This is a genomic window from Chitinophagales bacterium, from assembly GCA_040877935.1.
Classification (GTDB): domain Bacteria; phylum Bacteroidota; class Bacteroidia; order Chitinophagales; family CAIOSU01; genus JBBDNB01.
Genome location: JBBDNB010000057.1, coordinates 38,066 through 50,469 on the forward strand (window position 1 = coordinate 38,066; position 12,404 = coordinate 50,469).

Annotated in this window: 12 protein-coding genes; 10 read left to right on the forward strand and 2 right to left on the reverse strand. The window is 40.4% G+C overall.

Features of this window, described 5'->3' with window-relative positions; genetic code table 11:
• The first annotated feature begins 183 nt into the window (after positions 1-183).
• The gene (locus WD048_15650) at positions 184-1,596 is read left to right on the forward strand and encodes an ATP-binding protein (protein ID MEX0813652.1); all 1,413 of its coding nucleotides are present in this window, start codon (positions 184-186) and stop codon (positions 1,594-1,596) included.
• A 20-nt stretch (positions 1,597-1,616) separates the two neighbouring features.
• On the forward strand, positions 1,617-2,063 hold the full coding sequence (locus WD048_15655) for a GNAT family N-acetyltransferase (protein MEX0813653.1): 447 nt from the start codon (positions 1,617-1,619) through the stop codon (positions 2,061-2,063).
• A 118-nt stretch (positions 2,064-2,181) separates the two neighbouring features.
• Here the strand turns inward: WD048_15655 and WD048_15660 are convergent, their stop codons facing one another.
• Both WD048_15660 and WD048_15665 read right to left on the reverse strand, forming a co-directional pair.
• On the reverse strand, positions 2,182-2,616 hold the full coding sequence (locus tag WD048_15660; GenBank protein ID MEX0813654.1) for a hypothetical protein: 435 nt from the start codon (positions 2,614-2,616) through the stop codon (positions 2,182-2,184).
• A gap of 11 nt (positions 2,617-2,627) precedes the next feature.
• Positions 2,628-2,816, reverse strand: coding sequence for a DUF5678 domain-containing protein (locus WD048_15665; GenBank protein ID MEX0813655.1), 189 nt, complete (start codon positions 2,814-2,816; stop codon positions 2,628-2,630).
• A gap of 326 nt (positions 2,817-3,142) precedes the next feature.
• Between WD048_15665 and WD048_15670 the strand changes: the two genes are divergently transcribed.
• The 8 genes from WD048_15670 (at position 3,143) to murD (ending at position 12,404) form a co-directional block, all read left to right on the forward strand.
• Positions 3,143-4,387, forward strand: a complete 1,245-nt coding sequence (locus WD048_15670) for a sterol desaturase family protein (protein MEX0813656.1) — start codon at positions 3,143-3,145, stop codon at positions 4,385-4,387.
• Positions 4,388-4,565: 178 nt separating this feature from the next.
• The gene (gene mraZ, locus WD048_15675) at positions 4,566-5,030 is read left to right on the forward strand and encodes a division/cell wall cluster transcriptional repressor MraZ (GenBank protein MEX0813657.1); all 465 of its coding nucleotides are present in this window, start codon (positions 4,566-4,568) and stop codon (positions 5,028-5,030) included.
• The gene (gene rsmH / locus WD048_15680; GenBank protein MEX0813658.1) at positions 5,030-5,926 is read left to right on the forward strand and encodes a 16S rRNA (cytosine(1402)-N(4))-methyltransferase RsmH; all 897 of its coding nucleotides are present in this window, start codon (positions 5,030-5,032) and stop codon (positions 5,924-5,926) included. The genes mraZ and rsmH overlap by 1 nt, the downstream gene beginning before the upstream one ends.
• 20 nt (positions 5,927-5,946) lie before the next feature.
• Positions 5,947-6,264 (forward strand): FtsL-like putative cell division protein, encoded by a 318-nt coding sequence (locus WD048_15685; protein MEX0813659.1) that lies wholly within the window; start codon positions 5,947-5,949, stop codon positions 6,262-6,264.
• A complete protein-coding gene (locus WD048_15690) occupies positions 6,254-8,347 on the forward strand; it encodes a penicillin-binding protein (GenBank protein MEX0813660.1) in 2,094 nt (697 codons plus the stop codon). Before WD048_15685 ends, WD048_15690 begins: the two co-directional genes overlap by 11 nt.
• The gene (locus WD048_15695) at positions 8,347-9,813 is read left to right on the forward strand and encodes a UDP-N-acetylmuramoyl-L-alanyl-D-glutamate--2,6-diaminopimelate ligase (protein ID MEX0813661.1); all 1,467 of its coding nucleotides are present in this window, start codon (positions 8,347-8,349) and stop codon (positions 9,811-9,813) included. The genes WD048_15690 and WD048_15695 overlap by 1 nt, the downstream gene beginning before the upstream one ends.
• Positions 9,813-11,069 carry a phospho-N-acetylmuramoyl-pentapeptide-transferase gene (mraY, locus tag WD048_15700; GenBank protein MEX0813662.1) on the forward strand — a complete coding sequence of 419 codons (1,257 nt, stop codon included), beginning with the start codon at positions 9,813-9,815 and terminating at the stop codon, positions 11,067-11,069. Before WD048_15695 ends, mraY begins: the two co-directional genes overlap by 1 nt.
• Positions 11,070-12,404: a UDP-N-acetylmuramoyl-L-alanine--D-glutamate ligase gene (gene murD, locus WD048_15705; GenBank protein ID MEX0813663.1), complete on the forward strand. Its 1,335-nt coding sequence runs from the start codon at positions 11,070-11,072 to the stop codon at positions 12,402-12,404. It abuts the gene before it with no gap.

The following is a 12,404-nucleotide window of genomic DNA, read 5'->3' on the forward strand; positions in this document are numbered from 1 at the left end:
ATTGTCTAAACTTTGATCCCTACCTGATATTTTCAACAACTCTTTTGTCTATTTTCGCTTCCCAAATCTCATCATTTCGATGCCTTTTGGGAAACAAATATTTTAAAACTATCGCCATAATAGTTTTTATTCCCTTCCCAAATCTAATTTATTTTGTTACTTTTGGGAAGTTAATAATTAAAAATGACAGGAAGAGAATACGAAATTGAAAGGTTGAAAGAATCCCTGGATTCAAATGAGTCTGAATTGATAGCGATTTATGGCAGGCGAAGAGTAGGTAAAACCTACCTAATACGCAATGTCTATGGAAAGCATATCAAATTCGAAGTGACAGGACTGTATGGAGGTAATAAAGAACAACAGTTAGATATTTTCTTTGGGGAACTGAAAAGAGTATCTAAAAAATTCAGGGAAGAAGATAGGCCCTCTGACTGGAAACAAGCTTTTGAATTGCTCAAGAAATACATCAATGGTTTAAGAGGAGCTGCAAAAAAAGTAATATTCATTGACGAAATGCCTTGGCTTGATACACACAAGTCTGATTTTAGAATGTATTTTGGACATTTTTGGAACACATTCTGTGAAAAGAGAGCCGACCTTGTCGTAGTTGTATGTGGCTCGGCCGCGTCATACATGGTTCAGAATGTTATATCAAATCAAGGAAGTTTACATGCAAGGCTAACTTATAAGTTGCAAATTAAGCCTTTTACACTATACGAGACAAAAGCTTACTTAGAAAGTAAAAACATTAAATGGGGACATTATCACATGCTTCACCTGTACATTGCTATGGGGGGTGTGCCGCAATATTTAAGTAAAGTGCGAAAAGGAGAGAGTGTAGTTCAGGCAATTCAGAGAATGTGTTTTGACGAAAACGGAGACTTGGTAAATGAATTTGAGGAAATTTTTGAATCATTGTTTGTTCATTCATCTTCACACATAGCAATAGTCAGAGCCCTTGGCTCACTTGGCAAAGGAGTTGCAAGGGGTGAATTGATAAAAAAATCAGGACAACATGGCGGTGGAGCCTTTACCAGGGCTTTAACTGAGTTGATTGCATCTGGGTTTGTTTCAAAATATCCTGCATTTGATAAAAAGTCCAAAAAGACATTATATAGGTTATCTGATGAATATTCTAAGTTCTATTTGAAATACATTGAACCCAATAAGAATCAGGGAGGGAATTTTTGGAAAACAATGTTTCAAAAGCAATCCTATATTTCATGGGCTGGATTCAATTTTGAAACAATTTGCTTAAAACATGTGCTGCAAATTAAAAAAGCGCTTAAAATAGAGGGGATACATTCTACAAATTCCAATTGGTCTGTTGATGGGGCTCAAGTTGATCTTGTTATAAAAAGAGATGATAATTGGATAAATCTGTGCGAGATGAAATTCTACAATGCTCAATATAAAATCGGAAAGCAGGAATTAGAAAACCTAAGGAATAAAATTGCTCAATTCAAGCGCGACACAGGGACGAGGGATGCTGTAGTAATAACTATGGTGACAACCTTTGGTATAGTTCAAAATGCAAATTACCATGAAATTGTGAATGATGATTTTACTATGGAAATACTCTTTGAAAGAGCATAATAGTGTAATTCCAGAAAGTGATGAAAGCTGAAAATACTGAGTTTAAAATTGTACCATACGGCAGTCCCGATTATGATAAAACTGTAGTTTTAAGAGATCTGCTTTTGAGAAAGCCGTTGGGTCTGGAATTTACCAAAGAAGAATTGGCAAAAGAAGACAAGCACATTCATTGTGCTGCATATTCCAATGGTGAAGCTTTAGCTTGTTTGGTATTGGTTCCGCTAGAAAAGGGGCGCATTAAAATGCGTCAGGTTTGCACATCAAAAGAATTGCAGGGCAAGGGAGTTGGCAGGCAACTCGCAATATTCAGCGAGCAATATGCTAGGGAAAAAGGGTTCAAAACAATGGAGTGCAATGCCAGAGCAACGGCTGTTCCTTTCTATGAAAAAATGAACTACAAAGTAGTCAGCGATATCTTCACCGAGGTAGGCATAGATCACTATAAGATGGAGAAAGCATTGAGATGATGTTTTCTGCCAAATTAAAAATTGAGTAGGGGCGCACGGCCGTGCGCCCCTACAAAGTTTTTTAAGCTTAACACCTGATTACTGCCGTCAGGCAAGTTTTGTGGCTAAAAGAAAGAGGTTAAGGTAATTCTATCTCAATAAATCCATCCCGATAATTAAATCGAATCTTAAAATGTCTAAGAAATTGAACTGTTCCTAATAATGGAGGGGCGCTGTCATGGTCAACACAACTTATTAACTGTGGCTTGCTATTCCACACAGTGTTTTCTCCATCGGGGGAAATTAATTCAATATTAAATGTATGCTCCCAACATTCAAGACCTATACCGGCAATACCTTTTGTATTTGTACATTTAGCATTTATATTTTTCAAATCATGCCCAGTAGCTTCTGCTATAAATCGAGGTAGCATACAGGAATCTGCGCCAGTATCCAACAAGGCATTAACTTCAATATGTCTGTTTGTGATAGGATTTATAAATCTTACTGGGACAAAAGGCCTAATATGACCATTGGAATAATTTGTAAAGGGGTATATGAGCTTTTTTCCCAAAACAATTTGCTTTAAAAAATATAGGTGGAATCCTTTTTAGGAACAAAACTTAAAATGTAATTCACTCCAGTTTTTTTTGCCTTTTTTATAACTTCTTGCGGAGTTTTACCTTCAGCAATTATTTTTGAATTGTCCTTTACATTCACTGCAATCCATCTTGAATCTGGGTTTTTCGGATTGATGTTTAATGTGGCTGTCATAATGTTAAGGTATTGACTATGAAATAATTGTTTTGTGCTGTTTGTAATGTAAACGTATAAATTAAGGTTCAAACTTAATCCGTAAGATAAAAATTTTTTAATGAAGGTGATTGTTTAAATGCTCAGAATTTAACAGACCAATCTTCCGCCTTACTACAGTTAGCTAAATTATAAAAAAATGATTTATAAAGCTCCCCCATGCCACCATTTTTACTTGAATTACATCTTAGTTTTATTTAGCTTTATGGAAGGTCAATTTGCAAGCTAAAGCTTATTGGCTCTTGCTTTATAAAGCATAATTTCTAACACTTTAAATCAAGCAGTAAATGGAAGCCTATCTAATGGTCTTTGCAGTTCCTTTTTTTCTATTATTAATGTTTATTGAATGGGGTGCGGGAAAACTAAAAGGGAAAAACCTTTATTATTTCCCCGATACGGTTTGTAATCTTCTACTGGGAGTGGGCAGTCAGGCGACAGGTCTTTTCGTAAAAGTAATGTTGTTTTTCATTTACGATATGCTCTATCGCAATTTTGCCTTTTTTGAAGTCCCCATGTATTGGCTGTATGGCATTCTCTTTTTAATCGCTTTCGATTTTGTCTATTACTGGGCGCATCGCTGGAGCCACGAAATGAATTTCCTTTGGGGCGCACATATTGTACACCACCAAAGTGAGGAATACAATCTTTCGGTAGCTTTGCGTCAGCCCTGGTTTCACAGTTTATTGGCATTTTTTCTTTTTGTACCATTTGCATTTATAGGCATTCCCACGATAATGTTCGGAGCAGCTTCGCTATTTATTACTTTGTACCAATTTTGGATCCATACCAAAGCCATTGATAGATTGCCCAAGTGGTTTGAATTTGTATTCAATTCACCGACCCACCACCGTGTACACCATGCGCGCGATCCCAAGTACATCGATAAAAACCATGCGGCTTTTTTGATCATTTGGGACAGAATATTTGGAACCTTTAGGGAGGAGGAAGAAGAGCCGGTTTATGGCATTACCAAACAGTTTGCTTCCTGGAATCCCGTATGGGCCAATTTCCACCATTATTTCGATATGTGGGCATTGTTTAAAAAACTGGATTCTTGGAAAGATCGATTGTTGCTGCCTTTCAGAGGTCCTGGATGGCGACCTGAAAGTATGGGAGGGGAGATGGCCATTCCCGAAGTCGATAAAGAAAATGTACAATTATTCCGCACGCCATTTTCCAAAAACATAGCCGCTTATGTAGGAGTGCAATTGCTTTTGCTCATTGCCGGACTTTCTGCCTATATGGTGTATTTCGATAGCCTCTCGCTCTTTTTCAAATTGGAATTGTTTGCATTGATTGTGCTTACAACGCTTATTTGCGGAGCTATTTTAGAGCAAAAAAAGTGGGTGATTTTGATGGAAAGAGCCAGGTTGCTCATTGCTGGCATTAGTCTGATTTTCCTTTACAAAATATATTTTGAAAACTGGTACATCATCATGTTTACTTCATGTGTGGTGGTATTTATAATGTTCAATACTTGGTTGGCACTCTACCGCTACCAAGAATATAAACGCACCGGATCAATGGTGTAAATCAACTGAAACCCAACTATATCAAGCGGTATTCTCTCTGAGGATGCCGCTTTTTTTATGCCCAATGCCAAAATTGGATCGGGGTGTGGAAAACTTTTTAAGTACTTATTGTGGGAAAATGTGGAATAAAGTGTACTAAAACTCTAACTTTATACTTATATTGGTATAAAACAGAGACATGTCAGGTTTTTTAGGTGAACATATTTGCAAGTTGGATTCAAAGGGGAGGCTCAAAGTGCCTTCGGCTTTGAAGAAGCAATTTGCGCCTGAAATCAACGGCCGCTTTGTGATCAATAGGGGTTTTGAGCAATGCCTGACATTGTACCCTTTTGATGAATGGCAGCGCATTTCTGCACGTGTCAATAAGCTGAATACATTCGAAAAGAAGAAAAGGGAATTCAAAAGATATTTCTACCGGGGCGCTACGGAATTGGTGCTCGATTCAAGTGATCGGCTATTGTTGCCAAAGCATTTGATGGACTATGCGGGAATTGAAAAGGAAATGATTTTGACCTCCCAAAACAATATGATAGAAGTCTGGAATCCGAAACGATACGAAGATTTAATGGCCATTGACTCTGATGAGTTTGCGGATTTAGCAGAAGAAGTAATGGGTGATTTGGATGAAAATTCAGATGACTGATGGACTATCATGTGCCAGTGATGCTGAATGAGTGTGTAGAGGCACTGGCTATAAAAAAAGACGGAATCTATGTGGACGTGACCTTTGGAGGAGGCGGTCATTCCAAAGCGATAGATGCGCAATTGGATGGCGGTAAATTATTTGCTTTTGACCAAGATACGGATGCGCAGAAAAACTGCTGGGATTCTCCGCATTTGAATTTTATAAATCAAAATTTTCGACACCTAAAACGCTATTTGAAATTGTACAATGCCATTCCCATACAAGGATTATTTGCTGATTTGGGCATTTCATCGCATCAGATAGATGTGCCGGAGCGAGGTTTTTCCTTTCGCTACGATGCGGATTTGGACATGCGCATGGGTTCGGCTGAAATATCTGCCGCTGATATTTTGAATACTTATTCGCCAGAGCAGATTGCAAAAGTGCTGTGGGAATATGGGGAGCTGGGAAATTCCAGAAAATTGGCTGCCGAAATAGTCGCTTTTAGAGGCCAGAAATCCTTTAAGCGCATCAATGATCTGCTTCAGGTTTTAGAGCCATTTGCCGGTTCCATGCCCAATAAATTTTATGCCAGGGTTTTTCAGACATTGCGCATGGAGGTAAACCAAGAGCTGGATGCGCTGAAAGAAATGCTGGAGCAATCACTTGAAGTGCTGGATACGGGAGGAAGGTTGGTGGTCTTGAGTTACCATTCCCTGGAAGACAGGCTGGTTAAGAACTTTATGAAAACAGGCAGGGTGGATGGTGTGCAGCAAAAAGATTTTTACGGAAATATTGAGCGGCCTTTCAGGGTCATCACTAAAAAACCAATGCTGCCCTCAAAAGCAGAGGTAAAACGCAATAGCCGCGCAAGGAGTGCAAAATTGAGAATTGCTGAAAAAGTCAAATTATGAATGGTCCGGTGAAACATATCATGACGAGTTTCAGGAATTTCAAAATAGATGAAATACTGAGTCTGGAAATCATTCTGCGCAACCTGGGTTATTTCCTCTTTTTGGCTGTGTTGCTTTTTATATATATCGGAAACACGCACTATTCAGAAAAAACCATTCGAAAAATTGACCGCATGAAGCATGTGCTCAGGGAAGAGCGCTGGCAATATATGACCGCCAAGAATGAATTGATGTTCAATACCAAACAAACAGAATTGGCAGAAAAAGTAAAAAATACAGGACTAAGAGAATTGAATAATCCACCTCAAAAAATTGTGATCGAGAAAGGTGAATACTAAAAAAGAAATAGTAGTAAGGGTTTACCTTGTTTTTGCACTGGTGATTTTGGCCGCTGGGTCTATTTCATTCCAGGTACTGAAAATCCAGGTCAAAGAAGGACCCTACTGGATCAGTCTGGCGGATAGCCTTACGACCCAATATGTTTCTATTGAGGCCGAACGAGGAAATTTGCTCACCGAAAACGGGGGCTTGCTCGCTACTTCATTGCCCTATTTTGAAGTGCGCGTTGACTGGAAATCCCCGGCAATGAGTGATGAAATTTTTCAGGAAAGCCTTGACTCTCTGAGTTTATTAATGGCACATTTTCAGGGCAAGTCCAAACAAGAAGTGAAAAGAAGCATTTTAAATGCCCGGAAAAATGGCAATCGCTATTATTTGCTGGCAAAAAACCTGGCATATCCTGAATTGCAGCAAATAAAATCCTGGCCGCTGTTTAATCTTGGAAGATACAAAGGCGGACTGATCGTATTGCGCAGAAATAAACGGGTCAATCCATACAAAATGTTGGCGCACAGGACAATCGGGTATGTAAGAGAAGATATTCTACCAGTGGGACTTGAAGGCAGTTTTGATGAATACCTCACCGGAATAAAAGGAAAAAGACTGATGCAAAAAATTGCTGGAGGTACTTGGATTCCTGTGAATGAAAAAGAAGAAATCAGTCCGCAAAATGGCAAAGACGTAGTAACCACCATTGATATCAATTTGCAGGATGTAGTGGAAAATGCCTTGTTAAAAGCCATCAAAAAACACAAAGCCGATCATGGAACTGCTGTTTTAATGGAGGTGAAAACAGGAAAGATCAGGGCTATTGCAAATATCGGGGCTTTTGAAAATGGCAACTATTGGGAGAAATACAATTATGCAGTAGGAGAGGCGCGTGAACCGGGTTCTACTTTCAAAACAGCTTCCATGATTGCCTTGCTGGAAGACGGCTATGTTGAACTTACAGATAGTATAGACCTCAATGGAGGGGCAATGGATTTTTATGATAAAACCATGCGCGATTCGGAGGAGCACGAATTGCACAAAGTCACCGTAAAACACGCTTTTGAAATTTCCTCTAATGTGGGTATTTCCAAATTGATCGATCAACACTATAACCACCAGCCGGAAAAATTTATAGCACATCTCAAAAGAATGGGGCTTACAGAGCTTACCGGTATTGAGATCAAGGGAGAAGCCAAGCCCTATATTAAAGAGGCCAGCAGTAAAGAATGGACAGGGATTACTTTGCCCTGGATGGCAGTTGGGTATGAATTGACACTAACTCCTTTGCAAATTCTCAATTTCTACAATGCACTGGCGAATGATGGTTTACATGTAAAACCCAGCCTTGTTAGTGCTGTGCAAGAATATGGCAAGGATCTGAAAAATTTTAAAACAGAAGAAGAAAACAGGCGCATTTGCTCAAAAGCTACTTTGAAAAAGATCAGAAAATTGATGGAAGGAGTAGTAGAAAATGGCACAGCTGAGCATTTACAATCCCCTCATTACAAAATGGCTGGAAAAACCGGCACAGCATTAATCGCTGAAGCCAATCGCGGGTACAATAAGGTTTATCAAGCCTCTTTTGTAGGTTATTTTCCCGCTGACGAACCTGTTTATTCCTGCATTGTGTCAATAGCAGAACCTCAAATGGGAGTGTATTACGGTGGATGGGTTGCAGGGCCTGTTTTTAAGGAAGTAGCAGATAAAATTTATTCCAGTTCAATTGATCTGCATGAGAAAATTAATCGCGAAGAAAAATTCCTTGCAGGCTATCGTCCCGGCACAAAAGATGGACACAGAATGGATACCGAGCAGATATACAAATGGCTGGAAGTGAGCAGTCAAATCAATACCCAGAGCGAATGGATGCAGTGTGTCAATCAGCGTGAAGGCGTGGTATTAAATTCCAAAGAAATGGAAAGTGATGTAATCCCAGATGTGCGGGGCATGGGCCTCAGGGATGCAATTTATCTGCTTGAAAATCTGGGTTTGGAAGTAAAAGTACAAGGCAGGGGAAGAGTTTATTATCAGTCGGTGCGCTATGGTACACCCATTACCCAGGGCCGTGAAATAGTTTTGAAATTAACCTAATGGCAACATTAAAAGACATATTGTACAAAGTGCCCTTAAAAGCAGTTAAAGGGGATACTTATAAGGAGGTTTCAGGAATTCATTTTGATTCCAGGAAAATCCAGAAGGGGCAGCTATTTGTTGCGGTAAAAGGTACACAAACAGATGGGCATCAATTTATTTCTGCAGCAATTGACAACGGTGCTGTTGCTGTAATCTGTGAAGAAATGCCTGTTCAGTTGAATCCTGACGTAAGCTACCTGGAGGTGGAAAATGCCTCTAAAAGCCTTGCTATTGTTGCGGCAAATTATTACGACAATCCATCTGAGCAGCTCAAGCTTGTAGGCATTACCGGTACCAACGGAAAGACAACTGTGGCTACTTTGCTCTATCAATTGTTTTCCGATCTTGGAAACAAATGCGGTTTGCTCTCAACCGTACGCATTTTAATTGCCGATAAAGAATTAGACGCCACCCATACCACACCTGATGCGCTGAGCATTCAAAAAGTCCTCCGGGAAATGGTGGATACAGGTTGTACTTATTGTTTTATGGAGACGAGTTCTCATGCCATTGTGCAAAATAGAACATACAAGCTCGATTTTGATGCAGCCGTTTTTACCAATATTTCCCATGATCACCTCGATTACCATGAAACATTTGCCAATTATATAAAAGCCAAAAAGCAGCTTTTTGACGATTTGCCGGCTGATGCTTTTGCTATTGTCAACAGGGATGACAAACGCCATGAAGTAATGCTGCAAAATACAGCCGCCCACAAAGTGACTTTTGCACTACACAGCCCAGCTGACTTTCACCTGCGTATGCTTGAAAACACATTCACCGGGTTGCTTTTGGATATCGATGGTACTGAATTCCACTCGCTTTTGGTGGGTGAATTCAATGCCTATAATTTGCTCAGTGCCTATGCCACTGCAGTATCTCTTGGAATTTCTAAGACCGAGGCACTCACTGCTCTGAGCAAATTGCGTCCTGCCGATGGTCGCTTCGAATATATGCTTTCCCCCGAGAATGGCATTATAGGAATTGTGGATTATGCCCATACGCCCGATGCGCTTAAAAAAGTGCTTGAAACCATCAATAAAGTGCGAACCCGCAATGAGCAGCTCATCACTCTAGTTGGTTGCGGAGGCAATCGAGACAAATCAAAAAGGCCGATGATGGCTAAAATAGCAGCCATGCTCAGCGATAAGGTTTTGCTCACTTCCGATAATCCGCGCGATGAAGACCCCGAAGCCATTCTTGCCGATATGCAAAAAGGTGTGACGGCTGAAAACAAAGGAAAAACATTGAAAATAAGCGACCGCAGAGAAGCCATTAAAACGGCTGTGCAATTGGCTAAAAGAGGAGATATTATTCTGGTTGCAGGAAAGGGACATGAAAAATACCAGGAAATAAAAGGCAAGCGCATCCACTTTGATGACAAAGCCATATTACAGGAATCACTTAAAATGCTACAAGGCTGATGCTGTTCTATCTATTCGACTATATCAATCTCAATTATGATTTTCCCGGGGTGGGATTGTTTCAGTACATCTCTTTCAGAGCTGCATTGGCCATTATTACTTCCTTGCTGATCTCACTGATATTTGGTGGTAAGATAATAGATATGCTGCGAAAAATGCAGGTTGGTGAATCGGTGCGCGATCTGGGGTTAAAAGGGCAAATGGAAAAACAGGGTACCCCAACTATGGGCGGTTTGCTGATACTTGCGGCTGTGCTCATTCCCACATTGCTTTTTGCCAAACTCGATAATATTTACATCCTGCTTATGATCCTGGTCACTGTATGGATGGGCGCTATCGGTTTTTTGGACGATTACATCAAAGTATTTAAAAAGAATAAAAAAGGATTGGCCGGAAAATTCAAAGTCATTGGCCAGATAGGCTTGGGGCTGATTGTCGGGACAACACTATTCTTCCACGATGATGTGGTGGTAAGGGAAAATATCTCCAAAAGCGAAATCAAACAGAATATTGAAGAAGTGGAGTTGGAAAGTGTTATTGACGAACAGGGCAACACCTATTTTGTGGTAGATGCCAAAAAACCGGTAACTACTATTCCCTTTTTCAAAAATCATGAATTTGACTATTCCGTTTTGCTGTCATTTCTGGGCGAGGGCTATCAAAAATGGGCATTTCTGATTTTTATTCCCATAGTGATTTTTATTGTCACAGCAGTTTCCAATGGCGCAAATCTAACCGATGGAATTGATGGATTGGCAACCGGCACTTCTGCCATAATAGGAGCTACGCTTGGAGTTTTCGCCTATGTATCGGGTAATATTATTTTCTCAGATTATCTGAATGTAATGTACATCCCCATGACGGGGGAGCTTGTGATCTATTCTGCTGCATTCATTGGGGCTTGTATTGGCTTCTTGTGGTACAATGCTTACCCGGCACAGGTTTTTATGGGCGATACCGGAAGTCTGGCCATTGGTGGAATTATTGCTGCACTGGCCATTATCCTCAGAAAAGAGCTATTGATCCCACTGCTCTGCGGAATATTCCTGGTAGAAAATCTATCAGTGATGATGCAGGTGGGCTATTTCAAATTTACCAAAAGTAAAAATGGGGAAGGTGTCCGGCTGTTCAAAATGGCGCCCCTGCACCACCATTATCAAAAACTCGGATTTCATGAATCAAAAATTGTCAGCCGCTTCTGGATTGTAGGAATACTCCTGGCGGTATTGACAATTGTAACCTTAAAAATCAGGTAAGTGAAAGATAAGCTGATCATATTGGGAGCAGGAGAAAGCGGTGTTGGTGCTGCCCTTTTGGGCAAGCAGCAGGGCTTTGATGTCTTCCTGTCCGATTCCGGTGCGATCAGTGAAAAATATAAAACGGAATTGAAAACGGCAGGGCTTGAATTTGAAGAAGGTCGCCACAGTTTGGGAATTATAAAATCAGCAGACCTGATTGTGAAAAGCCCAGGTATTCCCGATACAGCAGAATGTCTGACTGGAGCAAAGCAAAAAGACATTTCAATAATTTCAGAAATAGAATTTGCCAGCAGATTTACCAGTGCCAAGCTAATTGCCATTACAGGCAGCAATGGAAAAACTACATGCAGCAGCTTGACCTATGATATTTTCAAAAGAGCAGGATTAAATGTAAGCCTGGCCGGAAATATTGGGCAAAGCTTTGCCCGACAGGTTACAGAGCAGGATACGGAACATTACATCCTCGAACTCAGCAGTTTCCAGTTAGATGGAATTGTTGATTTCCATCCCTACATATCGGTAATACTCAATATTACACCTGATCATTTGGACCGCTATGATTATCAAATGAAAAATTATGCGCAGTCCAAATTCAGCATTACTAAAAACCAAACAGAGCAGGATTATTTCATTTACTGCAATGAAGACCCTGTAACGCTGGAATACCTCGAAAAAACAGAAATCAAGGCACAAAAGCTGCATTTCGGATTGAAAAAGCAGCCCGGTGCTTCAGCCTGGATAGAACAAGATCAACTTATAATTCATCATAAAAACCAGTTTAATATGCTAATCAGCGACTTATCACTCAAAGGCAATCACAATGCCTACAATTCAATGGCATCTGGCATTCTTGCCCGAACAATCGACATTAAAAAGGAGGTGATTCGAGAAAGTTTGAGCGATTTCAAAGGAATTCCGCATCGCCTCGAAACAGTAGCTAAAGTGGGTGGTGTAGCCTACATCAACGATTCAAAAGCAACCAATGTCAACTCGACCTGGTATGCACTGGAATGTGCTGAAGGCCCTGTGGTGTGGATTGCCGGAGGAATCGATAAAGGCAATGACTACAGTGTGCTTATTCCGCTTGTGCGAAAAAAGGTGAAAGCCATTGTTTGCCTGGGCAAAAACAACCTGGGCATTCACAATGCCTTCAGTCGCTATGTGGATATGATCGTGAATACAGAATCGGCTGTGGAAGCAGTGCGCATGGCGCAGCACCTGGCGGAAAAGAACGATACGGTATTGCTTTCTCCGGCATGTGCGAGTTTTGATCTTTTTAAAAATTATGAAGACAGGGGAAATCAATTTAAATCGGCTGTAAGAGAGCTGTAA

What these genes read in the sequence shown, in the direction of transcription:
- WD048_15695 (MEX0813661.1), top strand. Translation starts at nt 8,347, where the DNA reads ATGGCAACATTAAAAGACATATTGTACAAAGTGCCCTTAAAAGCAGTT.
- mraZ (MEX0813657.1), top strand. Translation starts at nt 4,566, where the DNA reads ATGTCAGGTTTTTTAGGTGAACATATTTGCAAGTTGGATTCAAAGGGG.
- WD048_15655 (MEX0813653.1), top strand. Translation starts at nt 1,617, where the DNA reads ATGAAAGCTGAAAATACTGAGTTTAAAATTGTACCATACGGCAGTCCC.
- mraY (MEX0813662.1), top strand. Translation starts at nt 9,813, where the DNA reads ATGCTGTTCTATCTATTCGACTATATCAATCTCAATTATGATTTTCCC.
- WD048_15665 (MEX0813655.1), bottom strand. Translation starts at nt 2,816, where the DNA reads ATGACAGCCACATTAAACATCAATCCGAAAAACCCAGATTCAAGATGG.
- WD048_15650 (MEX0813652.1), top strand. Translation starts at nt 184, where the DNA reads ATGACAGGAAGAGAATACGAAATTGAAAGGTTGAAAGAATCCCTGGAT.
- WD048_15685 (MEX0813659.1), top strand. Translation starts at nt 5,947, where the DNA reads ATGACGAGTTTCAGGAATTTCAAAATAGATGAAATACTGAGTCTGGAA.
- WD048_15670 (MEX0813656.1), top strand. Translation starts at nt 3,143, where the DNA reads ATGGAAGCCTATCTAATGGTCTTTGCAGTTCCTTTTTTTCTATTATTA.
- rsmH (MEX0813658.1), top strand. Translation starts at nt 5,030, where the DNA reads ATGGACTATCATGTGCCAGTGATGCTGAATGAGTGTGTAGAGGCACTG.